The following is a 16,332-nucleotide window of genomic DNA, read 5'->3' as shown; positions in this document are numbered from 1 at the left end:
GCTCGGCCAAAAGCATTTCGCGCAGCCCGACGCAAGGAGAGACGTCATGCATCTGACGCAGCAGCAGAGAAGTCTGATCGAACGAGTGATCAACACCATCGAAACCGGCAAGCCGGGCGGCGACTACGGCGCGCTCGTGATCTATGCGGATGGGCCGCACGATATCCGGCAGATCACCTACGGCCGCGCCCAGACCACCGAGTACGGCAACCTGCGCACGCTGGTGAAGATGTACGTTGCCGCAGGCGGCCTGTTCAGTGCGGCACTGGCGGCCTATGCGGACAAGGTGGGAAGCGTCCCGCTGATCGACGACAGCCGCTTCAAATCGTTGCTTCGTGATGCGGGCCGGCAAGACCCGATCATGCGCGAGATCCAGGACCGCTTCTTCGAACAGGTGTATTTCACGCCGGCGATGCGTTGGGCCGACGATCACGGCTTCGTCCTGCCGCTCTCGGCCCTGGTGATCTACGATTCCTTCATCCACAGCGGCGGTATCCTCTGGCTCCTGCGCCAGCGCTTCGCCGAAAATCCGCCGTTGTTGGGCGGGAACGAAAAAAAATGGATCGAAGCGTACGTCCGCGTGCGGCACGCCTGGCTATCGAATCACCACCGCCCGATCGTGCGCAAGAGCAATTACCGGACCAAAGCCTGGAAGGAACAGATCGCAGGAAACAACTGGAATCTGTCGAAGCTGCCGATCCGCATGAACGGGATCGATGTGTTCCCGGAATGAGGCGTGCCCGGGCCACGTAGTGTCGAGGGGATGTTCTTGAGTGCTTTCGCGCCAGAGTCGATATTTCCAACATCGCCAATCAAGACCACACGGACCGCAATCGGTTTCCCCAATCGGCTTTCCACGAGGTCTCCCTTCTCCCCGCCTTGCGGGGAGAAGAGCCTGCCCCGGACTCGATCCGGGGTGGCGCGAAGCGCCGGATGAGGGGCGCTCTTCGCGATGCGCAAATAACGCTGCGACGATCGACCTGTGCCGGCAACGCGACCCTCGATCGGACGTTCACCGCATTGTCCACGGTTGGCGCACCGTTTGGTGTGGTGTCGGGTGATGGGGTAAATCGACCTAACCCCATTTCCCCGCACCGTCTACGCTGCGAATAGCGCTTTCGCTGGTAGGTTCAGGCGCCCCCAACACCAGCCGATATACTTCGCTCGGATGACAAAATGGAGGTGGAAGTGAACAGGCGATCGGCTGCGGTTTTGGTGCTCGTAGCCAGCGGTCTATGCGCTGGTCTGGTCTGGGCTTCGCAGGGTTTGGCCGACCTCGTCCGCCGGCCCTCCATTTCACGGGCCAGCGTTCCGGCAAGCGCGGAGCCTCACGCCCGCCCGCATGTAGGCGCGACGTTCAGTGCACGCCCACGCGGTCGGGCAGGCGTCACACCTCCGTCGATGCTGACGGTGTCCCTTGAGCAGCCGACGTACTCGATGACTGCGCCGGAATTCCTCTCGGATCCGGCGGCCAGTCAGGCGTATTCCATCGCCGTGGGCGACGTCTCCGGCGATGGACGGGACGACCTAGTATTCCTGTCCCGGCGCTTCACACCCAACCCGATCGATACCCGCACGGAGATCTACGCCGCCTACCAGCGCGGCGATGGCCACCTCGATGCGGCCGTCAAGATCGGGGACTCGGGCAACAATCTCGCATACCAGCTCTTGATCGCCGACCTGGACCGCAATGGTGTAGGCGACATCGTTACCTCCACCGGCAATGGCGTCATGCTGCTCCGCTCGAACGCGGATGGCACGTTCACGTCGAGCACGACTGTGGCCGGCTTTCCCCAAGACTTGGTCGTGACCGACGTCGATCGCGACGGTTACCTCGACGTTCTCGTCGACTCGAGCGATACATCGGCCACGGTCATCCATGGCAACAGTCGTGGTCTCATCGAGCGTGTATCGATGCTGCCGCTGCCCTCATCTGCGGTTCGCACGACGGGCGACGTCACCGGCGACGGCCTGGATGATCTCATTCTCGCCACGATCTTCAGCAGGCCGTTCGAGGAATTCCAGATCTACCCGGCATTGGCATCAGGGGGGTATGCCGCGCCGGTGGTGCTCTCCCTGCCACTGGGTTCCAACCATACGTCATCACTCGCAGTCGGCGATTTCAACGGGGACGGTCGCGGCGACCTGGCGTTGGATGAAGCGAGGGATGGCGCAAACCTGCGCCTGTACCTGCAGGATTCGCTTGGCAACCTCGCGCCGAGCCTCGAGATCGCGAGGCAAAGAGGTTCCGGGTTACTCATCACCACCGACCTCAACCGCGATGGCCGGGCCGACTTGGCGATGGCGCACAGCGGGTGGGGCTACATCGGCTACTACCTTCAGACGGGAACTGGCTTCACACCCGAGAACGTCGTTGAGGCTTATCAGTTCCAGGGTCGGCTCAACTACTTTGCGGCAGGCGACCTCAACCATGACGGGTGCGGCGATCTGGTGATCGCCCGGTTGAGTCAGTCGCCCGTGCTGTTGTACGGCCAAGGATGCGCCCCCCGCCCGCGCATCGCCAATTGCCGATTGCCGGCAGTCGCGGTGGAGGGTTCGGGGCTCGTAGCGGCGCACTTGGCATCACCGCTCGTGCGCCAGCACAACGGCGATGCGGGCGCCAATGTCAGAGAAGGCCCGACACGGGGCGCTGGCGCGCGTATTGGACGCGATCGCACGTTCACCGCATCGTCCACGCCGTAGGGTGCTGCCTTGGCGCACCGTTTGCTTTGGTGTGATGTCGGGTGCGGGGGTAAATCAACCTGACCCCAATTTTCGATGGCGGCTTTGGGCCAGAGCATGCACACGGTGTTGATTTGCCGTAGCCCGGGTAAGCGAAGCGCACCCGGGATGAACGACGAAGATCCCCGGGTGCGCTTCGCTTACCCGGGCTACTTGCTACTTGCTGCCGACATTTCGGATGCACGATACAACACTGCATCCTGCATGCTTTACCGAGCCGGGAAGCGTGCATCGCAACCGCCGAATCCCCGGGAATGGTGCATGACGCTTCGCTTATGCACCGTGCGCGTATGTGTCCTACGGCCTTGCTCCATAGGGTGCTGCCTTGGCGCACCGTTTGCTTTAGCGTGGTGTCGGGTGCTGGGGTAAATCAACCTGACCCCATTTTTGATGTGATCGTGCGTCGTTGGCAGACTTGGAGCGGCGAGCAGGCTGTATTGGTAGGTGAAGGCGTGGCGTCTGAACGAAAAATCGAGAAGACCTTGACATCGCGTGGCAGCGGTAGTTTTTGACTTGGAGTTGTGCTATCAAATATGTGCACACGTGATTGTTGCCGTCATGACGTCGCGTCTGTTCAGTTAGACGACAAAAAATAAAGGACTATATCGATGCGCTACAACTCTTTTTTCTGCTTGCCCGCTGTAGCTGTAGTACTCGCAACTTGTGCTGCAACATTGACGCCATCATTGGCAGGCGAGCCTGAAGCCCCACTCATTAAAGACGCGGCATTTCATGCTGCTAATCGCGGTCTTTCTTTGGAGTCATCATTGAATAGACTGAAAAAAGAATCGGAAATCGCTGGTTTGATTGCACAGTTGCGGGATGCTTACAAAGACCGGCTTGCTGGCTTGTATATCGAGCACGATCCTGTCTTTCGGATTGTGATGCGCCTGAAGAGTGATCAGATTGAGTCTTCACGCTTGTTCGATGCTGGGACTCAAAAGGTGATGGTCGAATTCATCCCTAACTCGAAATATACGCAAGCAGAACTTCGAGCTGCACTCGATAAAAATTTAGAAAAGATCAAATCCGCCGTTCCCACGTTGCAGGGAACTTACACGGATGTGAAGACTGGCGAAGTTGTGCTAGATGTATTCGGAACGGAGTATGAAACACAAAGAGTGCAGCAAGCTGTCGGCCATTTACTCGACATCCCTTTTCGCGTGCGCCTAATTCCAGCGCCACTTGTACAGCATGCAGTACGAGGTAGCGGGTTAATCAATGGCGGAACCTGCACGACGACATTCGTCGTAAAAAAGACTACTGGCACTACGACCGGCGTCCTGACGGCGGGGCATTGCGCAAACGGCAATGTCTCTTACACCGGCTTGGATAGCGCCACAGCCAGCCTGACGTATCAGGCACAGGCATACAATGCCAGCAACGATGCGCAGTGGTATACGACCAATGCGACTAATGAACCGAAGTTCTATGCCAGCGCCACCAACCTTAGGACACTAACGGGGCGTAGAACACAAGCGAGCACGGCGGTAGGCAACAATATTTGTCACTATGGAGTGGCTAGCGGCTACAGTTGTGGCGATGTGTTCGCAACGGACTATCAGCCGACCTCTTACACCTGTAATGGTGCAACCTGCACGGCCACCTATATTGCTGTCATCTCCCCAGCTTCAGGCACTGGACTCGCATGTGCGGGTGGCGATAGCGGTGGCCCATGGTTTATCGGTTCCGTTGCAGCGGGGATACACTCCTCTGGCGCTTCCTCTGGGCCAGGCATTGGCCAGTGCCTTCTTGCCGTGTACACGAGTACAGATCGAATTTCTGCTCTTGGCTTGCAACTGATGTACGGTCCTTAGATATGGGGCCTGTTGAAACGTCTTCTCGAATCTTATCGCCGTTTCGATCTCATGAGGCTGATTCAAATGCCAACATTTAAATGGCTTTTTTCGATTGTTTTTTTTGCGTTTGGCACTGCGGCTTGCGCGTCTGAGCACTTGCCACATGAAGATAAATTGCCTGTGACTGCAGCCGGCCCCGCGCAGCCGACGGCTGATGAGATCCGCCATGCGCTGGACCAGAAGCTGCCCGAACTACAAGCTATGTTCCCTAACTTGCAGGGAACACATGTTGACCGGGCAGAGAACGCCGCAGTCCTGACTGTGTATGCTGAGCCCGCAGAAGATGCTCGCGTGCTTGCCAAACGTGAGAAGGCAGAAGCGATGCTCCATGCGCCTGTACGCATTCATATCATCAGAACATCGCTCAAACAGCAGGATTGATGGGCCGCTAATGTATTGACCAAAATTTCACCGGGGTGCCGTCGATCAGATCGAAGCCGCCGGGGCCGTTGTCCTGGTCGTTACAGAGCAGGATGAGCCTGCGCTCCTCGCCGTCACGACACTTGATGAGGATGCCGTAAAGTTGTGCCGACAACGCGACCCTCGATCGGACGTTCACCGCATTGTCCATTCCATTGGGTGCTGCCTCGGCGCACCGTTTGCGGTGAGTGGACGGGAGCGATGCAGCGATGGCGGCTTTGGGCCAGAGTATGCACACGGTGTTGATTTGCCGTAGCCCGGGTAAGCGAAGCGCACCCGGGATGAACGACGAAGATCCCCGGGTGCGCTTCGCTTACCCGGGCTACTTGCTGCATGCTTTATCGAGCCGGGAAGCGTGCATCGCAACCACCGAATCCCCGGCATTGGTGGCATGACGCTTCGCTTATGCACCCTGCGCGTATATGACCTACGGCCTTGCTACATAGGGTGCTGCCTTGGCGCATCATTTGCTTTGGCGTGATGTCGGGTGCTGGGGTAAATCAACCTGACCCCATTTTTTGGTAGCAACCGCCGAATCCCCCGGAATGGTGCATGACACTTCGCTTATGCACCCTACACGTATACGCCTTACGGCCTTGATCTAAAAAAGCTGGCCGGCCCCGAGATCCGTTGGGCGGGTCTTGAACCGCTAATTGGCCAACAATCGCTTCGCATGCAGCGACATCGGAAAGTTCGTCCGCCTTGCGGGTACGAAGCAGCCGATTCATTTCAATAGGCGGGTCAAGACCCGCCCTACGAGAGATTTCAATACGCCTTATGGGTTCAGTTGAAAACCCAGCCCCAATGTGACCTGTAAATCGTGGCATTGTTAAACGTATTCCATGTGACGGCTTCCCACATATTCTTCCCGTCACTCAGTTTCGCCTCATCATTGAGCTTGTCGTAGACGGACTTCGTTATGTAGGTGTACGTAGCTGGGAGTGCGGATAACTTTGCGGCGTGGTTCGCGGCTCGTCCAACCCATACCAAGTCATTTGCGCCTCGAACCCCCGTCTTTGCTACGAACAACTTGCTGGTGTCGATTCCGGTAACGTGCTTAATCGCATAGTCGTCGCTCGTATAGACACGCTTCATCTGGGGAATAACAATGTTATTGACAGCCCATTTGATCTTCAAAGCTGCTTTCGCAGCATTGGTATTTTTGTAGTCACCGATGAAGACGGCCATTACCCGGTCACCGTCATACGCCGTGATGACCCCATTGTGTTCTCGAATGATCTTGGCAGCGCAATAGAGGAAGGTTTTGTAAATCTCAGCGGACCGAGAAGCGGTCTTGGTATCTACAAGCGTCGTTGAATCAGCCATGTCGGCGTACAAGACAGTGCCTTCAATCTCTATTGCCTCGTTTTTTAGGCCAAGCTTTGAGTCTTCATCGGGAACCTTGGTTCCATCACGCCTCGACCATTGCGACCTGAAAACGTCATAGCACCACTCTTCAAGATCACTTTTCAGTCCCATGGATCAGTCCTTTGCTCCGGCCGCCAGAATCAATTCGCGGAGCCTTGCGCACGCGGGCGCGATGTAGTGCTCGGCATCTTTCCCCTTCTCATAGCGATAGGGGATCGTCGTCATTCCAGCCAAGTCGCTGGGCAACTGAATATCTGCATTCCGCGGCTCCATCAGGAAAGCTCTACGCCGCCCAAGTCGGCCCATGAACAAGCCAAGCTCAAAGATCACGTTGTCGCGCACTGCCGGCCATTTCGTGTCGCGCGTGATAACTACGTCATCCGGCTGGGCAACGGCAATCGCAAAATCCGAGTCATCCAACTGCGCCTCTAGCTCGTTCAACGTGTAGTTCGATGCCCGGAATACGCCGTTTTTCCACGCAACCGCCAAGAAGGGGTCATGCTCGAATTGCTTGATGAGCAAGTCCACGATTGGAAGCGCCTCCGCCGACGACACGATGAAGACGCGAACCCGCTCCCGCTGGGCCGTTACCAAATGATTCCGCTCCGCGAGCCTGCGGGCGAGGGTTGCCGCAATCCGCCTCCACACGTCGGGGAACTGCTCCGCGGCTGCCGAGAATTCAGCCTCGCTGACTTTGAGCAAGACGGTTGTTTCGACGGGGACAACCGTCGCCGCCCGCGGTTGCGAAGGCTCGATTGCGGCCATTTCTCCGATGTGGTCGCCCGGGAAGCGGTTCGCGACAAGCTTGCCGTTGACCCGAACTTCGACCTTGCCGACGACGATGAAGAAAACGTCCGAGGCTTGGTCACCTTGATTGATGAAGGCCGTCCCCGCGGGTACCTCCATCAGCTCGCCTGCGGCGACAAGCCGTTCCGCCAGCTCCGGTCGATTCGCTATCAGTCTATGTTCTGTTAGGGCGGCGACCAAGCGCCGCCGACCTTCATCCCCTTGAAACCGATCGATCATTAGGTCCCCTAAAGCGTTTAGACCTACTTAGCATGGGGGCTAGACTCCCCAAGTCAAGCCAGTCAGATCAGACCTAGGGATGGCCGGAAGTCGCTAGCGAGTACGTTTACGATTTACTGTCCCATCGCAGGGTAAAGCTCATGAAGCCAATACTGTTCGTGCTCTTACTATCCGTTTTCTCGCCAAATTTGGTCTATGCCGAGCCCAACGAGTGCGTCGCTGGACTGCTTCCAAACGTCACCATTTCAACGAGTTCTCAGCAGTTGGACATGGCGGTCCTCAAGGTAATTGATGAGAAAACGTTTCAGGAGTTCAAAAGAGGAGGATCGGCGTCGGCAAAATTTCCAATCAAAGGCGTCCCTATCGAAGCAAGCGGCAATTATCAAGAATGGGATGCGAAGCGACGCGAATATCTTCAAGTGAACAGGTTCGACCTCTCATATGACGAGGCATTCTTGTTGGTGCGCCGCGAAATCCCAGAAGTTGCATATTCCGTATACAAGGAGTGTCTAGCGCGTGGATCGAATGCGCCGGGCATTCACATCATCATCGATGATTACAGCGACAAAGAAGCTTTTGTAACAGTCAGGTGGACACCGCCGCCGAATGAATCTGGGTCTTTGGGTCCTACAACTGTGAATGTCGAGGCTTCGGGAACTACGCCAGAAATGTCGAAATTGCCCCCTATAACCTTGGGTGCAGGGCACTCAAGACCTCTAACGTTTCCTCTCGTGACAGGCTCGGCCTTTGTTGTTACCGCATCAACAGCTAGCGGATTTTCGCAACGTAAGACACTCGAGATTTCTCCGGCGAAGTTGCACATTCCGGATGTTCAGCAACCCAGGAAAATCACACTAAAGGACTTATTGATAAAAGCCCTAGATGAAGGGAAGGTTTGTGTTGTGCGTTTGGGCGACCATGATTGGTCGAACAAACCAGGTGCATACGAAGGGGCGCCGCGCGCCACAAGCGCGATCGATAATTTGTTTGAAGTGCGCTACGAATCTGATACCGAGACGTGGAGATCACATGGTCGAGCTGGAGGTGCAATTCCGATGCTTGGCGTCCATCGGGGGCCTAGTCTCGCGAAACAGCAGGTCAACATCTACAACGAGTTGTACAAGTTAGGCGAAGATGGCTTGCTCACAGCGGAAGGTCGCGGTGCGGGCCGGTCAAGCTTTAAGACTGGGCGCCTTTTTTGCCCCATTTCGATAAGTGACTTACGTTAATGAGCAAGGCCACCCGAGGGTAAAAGGGTCAGGTTCGAATGGCACTTACTTAAGCCTCGCCACTCCAGAAAAGACGGGGATCAACGGTCCTTGTTGGCCGTAAACGACTGAAATCGCTGGGTTGGAGCTTTCGCAGAAATCAGAAAATCCGGCGACAAGGGCTTAAGTAAGTGCCATTCGGGTCAGGTTCATTTCGCCAACGTCGTTGCGAGTCAAAAGCAATCGTCAAAACTAAACCCATCCCCCACACCCCAGCCCAACCTCAATTTCACCCCCCGTCGCGGCTCCCGCCGCTCCTACGAAAAGCGCGGCGATGGCTGTGCACTGCGACGATGAATTTCCGGGTTTCGATTGATCGAACGTATCGACGCTGTCTGAGTCGAATGCGTGGGTCGATGCCTGACGATGGGTGATCGGTCGCGCAAAGCGCGAAGGCGCTCGTTGATCGGTGCAAGGAAAAAATGAGCCGACGCCCGATACGCACCGGGCGCACACGAACTCCCGCTCAGGGCTTCTTGATCGGCAACGCCTGATCAAACCGCAACCCACTGGCAGCCCCACCACGACCAGACGAACGACGGACGCGGGTCCAGACCACCGTGACACCATCGCTCCCACGCGCGTAGACATTTTCGATGCGCAGGCTCACGCCATCGCGGCCCACTTCTTCGTCGCACACCGCTGCGCCTTCCGGCAGCAGCCGGGTCAGGAGGGTGTCGGTGGCGGCGTTGCGTTCTCGCAGCAGGCGGCGGCCGTCGGCTGTGACCTGCAGCGACAGCGGTACCCAGCCGGATGGCGCATCGTTGGCCATTCGGTAGCGGTAATCGGCATCGTCTTCGGCGCTTGTCGCCGTCGTGGTGTCGGGCGAGGCGTTCACGGTCGGCGCGCGGCTGCGGCCGTCTTCGCCTTCGAGCAGACGCGCGATCGCCCAGACCCGGTTGGCCATTTCGTCGCGGGCGAGCAGGGCGTCGTCGACCGCCTCGCCGATCAGCGGCGCGGCCAGTGCGGGCGGGAAGAACAGCCACGGCATCGGTGCGCCCGCGCACTGCGGTGCCCACAGCGCCCAGCCGCGACCCGGCTCCGTGCCGGTGCGGGTGGCGGCGGTGAGTGCGGTCGGGCCGAGCACATCGCCGAAGGTGTCGGACACGCTGAAGGCGGTGACGCCGGCCAGCGTGCCCAGCGGTACGTTCGCGGGCGCGAGGAAGACATCGTTGCCGTAGACCATCGCCATCTGCAGCATCGCGGTGCGGCCCAGCTCGGCGGCGGGCGCGTCCACCGCGCCAAGATCAATCGTGGCGTCTTCGCATTCCCAATAGCGCGCCTGCGGCATGCCGCGGAAGCGCAGCGCGGTCGGCGTGCGCTGCATCGTCACGCTCTTCGGCGGCGGCGCGGTGGGCGCCTTGGTCATGTCGACCGACGCCCAGCGCAGGCCATCGCCGTGATGCTCCGACACCCGCAGCGGCGAACTCAGCCCACTGCAGTCGATTTCGGCGGCGTATTCCAGACGCTCGGACTGCCAGGCCTCGACGGCAGGCGGTTCGATCATGCCGGTGACGAGTGCATTCCAGGCGGCGATTTCCGCTTCGATCGCAGGCGCGCGCAGCGCGCCGGGCAATGCGCCTGCGAGCAGCGCCTCGCGCACAGCTTCGCCATCCGCTACCCGGCCGCGCGCCAGTGCGGCCAGCCGTGCGGCGGGAGTGTCGTCCTGATCGTTCGGATCGGTGTCCTTGCCCAGCGAATATGCATCGAGCAGTGTTTGCGCGGCATCGGCGTAACCCGCGTCGCACAGCAGCTGCGCCAGCAGCGCACCGGTCTCGACGCGCCGCTGCAGCGTCCAGTGCTTGCGGCCCGAGGGCAGCGATTCGATCGCGCGTTCGAGCGGCGTCCCGAGGTTATCGACCTTGATGTCGACGTTGCCGGCGCGGACCCGGCTGATCGGATAGTGCCCCAGCGTGTAGTCGACCGACACCGGCGTGCCGGCGTCCTCGCCGTCGAATTCGCCGAGCATCCACTGCCGGCCGAGCAGCCACAGCGGATCGAGCAGCCGCGCCGCAAGCCCGGGGCGCAGATCGCTGGCGCGCTGGATCGGTTCGATGCGGGCGATGAGGTCGGTCGTGGGGTCGCTCATGTCGGGGATTCCTCGGTCGCGACGTGGCCGAAACTGGTCTGGTAGCGGCGGTTGTCGATCAGCGACAGCGGCGCGAACTGGGCGATGGCGTCGAGATTCGCGGGCGTGACCGTGCGCATTTTCGCCAGCGCCAGCGCTTCGAGGATGTGTTCCAGCACCAGCGCTTCCGACCAGTACTCCAGATTGACCGCCGGCACGCACAGCAGGATCGCGTTGGGCGCGGTGGTGGACGGCGCATCGGTGTGGAACGCGATGGCGGCATCGGCCTCGGCGGCCGGCACCAGTTCGCTCCAGCGGTCGAGGACCAGCGCGCTGACGCTCTGCGCCGGATCGTCCAGCGCGCCGCCTTTCGCCAGCCGCCAGGCGACGAACGATGTGCGCCCACGGCGCGGTGTCTTGGGGCCGCCGACCCAGGCCTCGCCCGGGTCGCGCGGGGTCTGCGAGACCACGAGGCGATGCATCGTGCCGGGGTCGTCGGCGCGCAGCACCAGCGCATCCAGTGCAGTCATCGCCGCCAGCGCGGGGCGGACCCGCGAGGCTTTCGCGATGAAACCGCGCAGCTCGACCGGTGCGACTTTCAGGTCGCCCGCGAAGCCCTTGATCAGCGCGGTGTCGACGCCGGTCAGGCGCGGCACCACCGGCTGGCCGTCGAACAGCGCCGCGATCCGCTCGCGCAGCGGCAGCGCGGTGTCGGCAGCGGCGGTGACGCGCCGGTCGAGTTCGTCGCGCGCAGCGCGGCAAGCCCGGCGGTGGCGGTGTCGGCCAGTGCCGGCAGGCCGAAGGCGGCGGCCCAGCGTCGCGCGGACAGGCGTTCCTCTGCGCTGCCGATGGCCTTGTCCAGCCGCTTGCCTGCGCTGGTCGCGGCGTCCGACACGGCCTGCAGACGTGCGGCGAGGTCGTTGGTATCGATCGCGACCGCACCCGGCACATCGTCCGGCTGCAGCGGCCGGGCATTGCCCAGCACCGCGCGCGCCGCACCCGCGATCGCGCTGACTTCCGCGATCGAATAGGCGGTCGCCGGCCAATCACGCTCGCGATCCCAGGCGAAGGGCAGGCCGGTGGCGCCGGTCAGCGCTTCGCAGGCGGCGGCCAGTCGCGCTTCGAGCGCGCTGCGCGCCACCGCGCCGGGCTCGATCACATCGAAGGCCAGATCCAGCGCGCCGAGCGGCGGATCGCGCTCGGGCCAGATATCGAACAGATCGCGCAGCGAGGCGACCTTGTTGGTGCTGCCGTCGGATCCCAGCAGCCGGACCAGAATGTTCTCCGGCGCGGGCAGCAGCCGGTTCAACCAGCTGTCGAGATCGGGATCGGCCAGGCCGCGCGGCGACCCCGACGGCCAGCCTTCGCGCAGCGTGCGGGCGTGATCGAGGGCGAGCAGTACCCGGTGATTCACCGCGATGCCGCGCTCCGGCGGCTGCAGCATCTCCAGCCGGTCCGGTGGCGGCACCGCGCCGCTGAGGATGTCGGTCGCGCCCGAGGCGCGGCTGGGGTTGCCGTTGGCGAGGTGGTAGACGCTTTCGGCCAGCAGCAGGTCGGAGACTGCGTCCACCAGATCGCGCAGGGCGGCCAGCGCGTCGATCAGCGTGGATTTCTGCGTGCTGTCGAGCGGTGTCGGCTGCTGCAGGTCGCTGCCGAGCCGGTTGATGTCCACGGCTGCGGTCAGCTCCGCCGTGGCCAGTCTGACCAGCGCCAGGCCATCGCAGACCGCTTCGGCGGCGCTTTCGGTCGGGGTCGCGCCGCCGTGCCGGTCTCGACCGGCACGGCGGCGGTCGATGCGAGCTTGCGCAGCCGCGCCACCAGCGCCGGCACGGTGCCGCCGGCCCGGGTCAGCGCCCGCTCCAGGCGATACCCGAGCAGCGCCGGCAGCGACTGGTTTTCGCGCAGGCCGTCGAGCACCGCCTGCGCCTCGCGGGTGCGCTGCGAGGACAGCTCCACGGCGTAGTCGTCGGCGCGCGGGCCGGACGGGTTGTCGATGCGGCGGGCGTGGTCGGCCGACAGCAGCACGCCGGCGGCGATCGCATGCTGCACGCTGGGGGCGAGCACATAGCCGGCATTGCGCAGGCCGGCCGCGCGCGGAATCGCGCCGAGCCAGCCGAAGGCGCCGAGCTGGATGCCGCGCACGAAGCCGTCCGGTCTCGGGCCCAACCGACTGTCGTCGCGCAGCGCATGGAGGCGGCTCGTCGCGCGCGCGGTGTACAGCGCATCCAGGCGGTTGGCGAACAGGCCGAGCACCGCGCCGAACAGCAGCTCCAGACGCGCGGGGTCGAGCGCCGCAAGCTGGCGCAGCTCGTCGAAGCGCTGGCGCACAACGCCGAAGGTGTTGCTGCGGTCGCTGAGGATGTCGTCGAAGGAGGCGATCTGGCCGGGCGCGATGTAACGCGCCGGGGCGGGCAGCTGCAGCCGGGTCCGGAGGTCGCGATATTGGCCCTTGACCTCGAAGTCCGCTTCCACGGCCAGGCCTTCGGCCAGCAGGACGGCGCGGGAGTCGATATCGGCGGCTTCGAGCAGGGCGACCCGGGCGAGGTGGAACAGCAGCGCGCGCGGGGTGAAGTCGCTCAGGGCGGAGTCGAGCAGGTACCAGAGCGAGGCGGTGTTCGCCAGCATGCCCAGGTACTGCGCGGGGATTTCGGCCGGGCCGGGGTCGGCGGGCATCACCAGCGGCAGCGCCTGCCCGGCCTCCGCCAGCAGCACGCGTCCGGTCATCGGAATCGGGTTGCCCGGGTCGCCGCCCAGTTGGGCGTGCAGGTCGCGGGCGGCGATGTGCTGCTGTTCGATCCGGTCGCGCAGCGCGGCGGTCGCGCCGGCCAGCGTGGTCGAGGCCATCGACGCGCCGAGGACCAGCCGCAGCTCCGCGCCGACCGCGATGCCCTCGCTCTGCAGTACCGTGATCATGCGTTCGATCGGGTCGGCGGGGACTTCGCCGGCAATGCGCGGCACCTGCCCGCTCGCGGGCGCGAACGCGGTGGCGCGCAGCGCATCGGCGACCGACCACATGCGGTCCAGGTCGGGATTGCCGAAGATATCGTTGCCCAGCGCCAGCGGCACCACGCCGTAGGGCTGGCTGCGCACCATCAGCGTCGGGTACGGACCCAGCGCGCTGCCTTCCGTGGACAGCAGGTCGAGCGCTGTCGCCACCGCGCCGCTGTCGCCGAATGCGGCCCGCAGTTCGGTCTCGAACGCGCCGCGCAGCAGGCCACGCATCGCGGCTTCGGCCTGCAGGGTGTCGTCTTCGGCGCCTTCGAGATGGCCGAACAGCGTGGGTGTGAGCCCCAGCGCTTCGGCGGCCCGCATGGCCGGCGCCCGGAGGTCGTTTGGCGGCTCGCGGCGCGGGCGCGGGTCGTCGCGGGGATCGGTCGGGGTCAGGACCCTGAACGCCAGCGCGCGGTGGTAAAGCGCGGTCGTATCGGGCCGGGTCGAGAACAGCGGGCGCTGGCCGGGCAGCGCATTGGTGGCGCTGCCGGGCGGCGGCAGCGACAGCCCGGCGTCGACCGCCTGCCCGCCGAGATGGCGGTCCCAGTCGTCGGCGGTGGTGGCCGGGTCGGCGCTGGCGCGCACCCCCAGCACGACCAGCTGCACCACCCGCGACGCGGCATTGGGCAGGGCGATGCGCAGGGCCATGCCGGCGCGCTCGGCTTCCAGGAACGAGGTCATCCAGACGGTGTCGGCATCCATCGACGTGCTGCCGGACACCCCCGGTTTGGCCGGGTCGGGGGCCAGCGCCAGCGGCTCGCGGACCGGATGGGCCGCCTCCGCGCGGATCGGCGATGTCTGCAGGGAATCGACCCAGGCATGGGCGACGAAACGCTCCGGCAGCAGGCTCGCGCGCGGCGGGCGCGCATAGCCGGGCGGACGCGCCGGCACGCCCTGCAGCGAGCGCTGGCTGGCGAGATACAGCGCTCGCGAGGTGCCGACATCGCGTGCCAACCGCAGCCACAGGTCGAGCATCTTCGGCGTGTCGCTGGTGGTTTCCAGCGCTTTGCGGAACTGCTCCCAGGCGCTGCGTTCGGCGTCGGTCACCGCCGGGTCGTGGCTGTCGACGTGGATCTCGTCGGGGAAGATCCGCACCAGCAGCGTGTCGCGCTGGTAGCGGGTTTCCAGACGCACCGGCAGCAGGCCGAGCGGCCAGCCGCGCGCCAGCGCGGTCGCCGCGATCGGGTCGTTCTGCCGCGCGCTTTCGCGGAGCAGATCGGCCTTGGCCTTGTCCAGCGCGGTCGCCGCCGCGTCGCGGATCGCGACCAGCTTGGTTTCCTGGGTGCGCATCGCCTTGGCGTCGAGGTCGCCGCGCGCATATGCGGCGCGCAGTTCGCCGAGTTTCGCTTCGGCGCTGCGCAGACGCGCCCGGGTCTGGACGGCGAGCGCCTGCAGGGTTTGTTGGGTGGGGGTCGGCATGGGCGGGATCCTGTCCTACGGCCCAAGCAATGCGGCGGCGTGGATGAACACGCGCTGCTGCAGGCGCAGCGCGGCGAGTGCGAAAAGGTCGGACGTGCCGGTGCTCGCGCCCTGCCGTGGCGCACCGAATCGCAGATCGACCGGCGGTTCCTGGAACACCACATACCAGCCGGGCCCACCGCCGACGGCGCCGGTGGCTTGGTCCGCGGTCAGATCGAAGCCGAAATAGCCGATGCCGCCGGACAGATGGCCGGAGAACAGCGGATAAAGCGTCGATTGCGGGTCGCCCAGATCGGGCAGCGGCGACAGCGGCGCGGTGGCGGCGGCTTTCTGCAGAAAGACACCGGCGGTGCCGAACCGCAGCAACAGCTCGCCACGGATCACGATCACCAGCCGCGCGGCGCCGCCGCCGAGCGCATGGCTGCCCAGCGTGCCCTGCCAGGTATGCAGTTCGGGAAACTCCGCGCCCTGATCCGACCAGAAGCGGTCGAAGACGGTGCCACGCTGGTCGGTGGGAAAGCCCCTCCAGCGCATTTCGCGGCCGATCTCGTCGTTGAGCCCGGCCATGTAGGCTTCGATGAAGGCCGGATTGGAGACCATCACCGCGATGAACTCCTCCGGCGCATCTTTGGCTTCCAGTGCGGGCGCCAGCCAGTCCCGGCCGAAACCCAGCAGTGGCCGCATCATCGGCCACGGCAGTTTCGGCGCCAGCAGGATCGGGCCGAGGGTGTCGTCCGTTGCCGAGGCCTGCATCGGTGCAGTGGGTGTCACCGCGATCCGCGCACGCACCCGTCGCGGGATGGTGACGCCGGGATCGGCAGCGGCGAGGACACCCTCGAAAAACGTCTCCCGGGGCGCGCTGCCGGCCGGGCCAAAGGGCTGGCAGCCGGCGGGCGGGCGCGGCTTCGCGAGCCGGCCGGCCAGCGCACGCGCGGCCTCCAGCATCGGCGGGACTGACACCGCAGCGGGTTGCGGCGGCAGGCGCGGACCGGGAACGGGCGCAGGGGTCGAGCGGGCGCAGGGGATCGAAACGCGACAGCCGGGCCGGTGGGTGTCCCAATGATGTGAGTTCGGCCGCCGTCAGCACCGCCGCCTGTACCGGCGCGGGCGTGGCTGGCCGTCGCCCACCGCCGTCGGCCAGCCGCAGCAGCAGCGTCGGCCCGCCGGGCTG

Annotated in this window: 13 protein-coding genes; 5 read left to right on the top strand and 8 right to left on the bottom strand. The window is 63.5% G+C overall.

Going from position 1 to position 16,332, the window contains the following annotated elements; all coding sequences use genetic code 11:
* Nucleotides 1-46: 46 nt before the first annotated feature.
* The 4 genes from HOP03_06405 to HOP03_06390 all read left to right on the top strand — a co-directional run bounded on the left by HOP03_06405 (nt 47) and on the right by HOP03_06390 (nt 4,982).
* Nucleotides 47-733, top strand: coding sequence for a peptidoglycan-binding protein (locus HOP03_06405; GenBank protein NOT87796.1), 687 nt, complete (start codon nt 47-49; stop codon nt 731-733).
* Nucleotides 734-1,401: 668 nt separating this feature from the next.
* Nucleotides 1,402-2,703, top strand: a complete 1,302-nt coding sequence (locus tag HOP03_06400; GenBank protein NOT87795.1) for a VCBS repeat-containing protein — start codon at nt 1,402-1,404, stop codon at nt 2,701-2,703.
* Nucleotides 2,704-3,350: 647 nt separating this feature from the next.
* On the top strand, nt 3,351-4,559 hold the full coding sequence (locus HOP03_06395; protein NOT87794.1) for a hypothetical protein: 1,209 nt from the start codon (nt 3,351-3,353) through the stop codon (nt 4,557-4,559).
* Nucleotides 4,560-4,571: 12 nt separating this feature from the next.
* Nucleotides 4,572-4,982: a hypothetical protein gene (locus tag HOP03_06390; protein ID NOT87793.1), complete on the top strand. Its 411-nt coding sequence runs from the start codon at nt 4,572-4,574 to the stop codon at nt 4,980-4,982.
* Nucleotides 4,983-4,989: 7 nt separating this feature from the next.
* Here the strand turns inward: HOP03_06390 and HOP03_06385 are convergent, their stop codons facing one another.
* From HOP03_06385 to HOP03_06375, 3 genes are all read right to left on the bottom strand, one after another.
* Complete coding sequence (locus HOP03_06385) at nt 4,990-5,172, bottom strand: hypothetical protein (protein NOT87792.1); 183 nt, start codon at nt 5,170-5,172, stop codon at nt 4,990-4,992.
* Nucleotides 5,173-5,804: 632 nt separating this feature from the next.
* Complete coding sequence (locus tag HOP03_06380) at nt 5,805-6,500, bottom strand: adenylate/guanylate cyclase domain-containing protein (GenBank protein ID NOT87791.1); 696 nt, start codon at nt 6,498-6,500, stop codon at nt 5,805-5,807.
* Between the two features lie 3 nt (nt 6,501-6,503).
* Entirely contained in the window at nt 6,504-7,415 is a 912-nt protein-coding gene (locus tag HOP03_06375) for a cyclic nucleotide-binding domain-containing protein (GenBank protein ID NOT87790.1), read from the bottom strand.
* A 140-nt stretch (nt 7,416-7,555) separates the two neighbouring features.
* On the opposite strand from HOP03_06375, the gene HOP03_06370 reads away from it, so the two are divergent.
* Nucleotides 7,556-8,644, top strand: coding sequence for a hypothetical protein (locus HOP03_06370; GenBank protein ID NOT87789.1), 1,089 nt, complete (start codon nt 7,556-7,558; stop codon nt 8,642-8,644).
* A gap of 505 nt (nt 8,645-9,149) precedes the next feature.
* Here the strand turns inward: HOP03_06370 and HOP03_06365 are convergent.
* From HOP03_06365 to HOP03_06345, 5 genes are read right to left on the bottom strand one after another with little or no spacing between them, the layout of a single operon-like run.
* Nucleotides 9,150-10,772, bottom strand: a complete 1,623-nt coding sequence (locus tag HOP03_06365; protein ID NOT87788.1) for a hypothetical protein — start codon at nt 10,770-10,772, stop codon at nt 9,150-9,152.
* The gene (locus HOP03_06360; GenBank protein NOT87787.1) at nt 10,769-11,410 is read right to left on the bottom strand and encodes a hypothetical protein; all 642 of its coding nucleotides are present in this window, start codon (nt 11,408-11,410) and stop codon (nt 10,769-10,771) included. Before HOP03_06360 ends, HOP03_06365 begins: the two co-directional genes overlap by 4 nt.
* Complete coding sequence (locus tag HOP03_06355) at nt 11,395-12,423, bottom strand: hypothetical protein (GenBank protein NOT87786.1); 1,029 nt, start codon at nt 12,421-12,423, stop codon at nt 11,395-11,397. Before HOP03_06355 ends, HOP03_06360 begins: the two co-directional genes overlap by 16 nt.
* A gap of 8 nt (nt 12,424-12,431) precedes the next feature.
* Nucleotides 12,432-15,161 (bottom strand): hypothetical protein, encoded by a 2,730-nt coding sequence (locus tag HOP03_06350; protein NOT87785.1) that lies wholly within the window; start codon nt 15,159-15,161, stop codon nt 12,432-12,434.
* A 15-nt stretch (nt 15,162-15,176) separates the two neighbouring features.
* Nucleotides 15,177-16,121, bottom strand: coding sequence for a hypothetical protein (locus tag HOP03_06345; protein ID NOT87784.1), 945 nt, complete (start codon nt 16,119-16,121; stop codon nt 15,177-15,179).
* Nucleotides 16,122-16,332: the final 211 nt, after the last annotated feature.

Source organism: Lysobacter sp., from assembly GCA_013141175.1.
Taxonomy (GTDB): Bacteria; Pseudomonadota; Gammaproteobacteria; order Xanthomonadales; family Xanthomonadaceae; genus Lysobacter_I.
This window is presented reverse-complemented; position numbering and strand designations above follow the sequence as displayed.

What these genes read in the sequence shown, in the direction of transcription:
- HOP03_06405 (NOT87796.1), top strand. Translation starts at nt 47, where the DNA reads ATGCATCTGACGCAGCAGCAGAGAAGTCTGATCGAACGAGTGATCAAC.
- HOP03_06370 (NOT87789.1), top strand. Translation starts at nt 7,556, where the DNA reads ATGAAGCCAATACTGTTCGTGCTCTTACTATCCGTTTTCTCGCCAAAT.
- HOP03_06375 (NOT87790.1), bottom strand. Translation starts at nt 7,415, where the DNA reads ATGATCGATCGGTTTCAAGGGGATGAAGGTCGGCGGCGCTTGGTCGCC.
- HOP03_06385 (NOT87792.1), bottom strand. Translation starts at nt 5,172, where the DNA reads ATGGACAATGCGGTGAACGTCCGATCGAGGGTCGCGTTGTCGGCACAA.
- HOP03_06380 (NOT87791.1), bottom strand. Translation starts at nt 6,500, where the DNA reads ATGGGACTGAAAAGTGATCTTGAAGAGTGGTGCTATGACGTTTTCAGG.
- HOP03_06400 (NOT87795.1), top strand. Translation starts at nt 1,402, where the DNA reads ATGCTGACGGTGTCCCTTGAGCAGCCGACGTACTCGATGACTGCGCCG.
- HOP03_06350 (NOT87785.1), bottom strand. Translation starts at nt 15,161, where the DNA reads ATGCCGACCCCCACCCAACAAACCCTGCAGGCGCTCGCCGTCCAGACC.
- HOP03_06395 (NOT87794.1), top strand. Translation starts at nt 3,351, where the DNA reads ATGCGCTACAACTCTTTTTTCTGCTTGCCCGCTGTAGCTGTAGTACTC.
- HOP03_06365 (NOT87788.1), bottom strand. Translation starts at nt 10,772, where the DNA reads ATGAGCGACCCCACGACCGACCTCATCGCCCGCATCGAACCGATCCAG.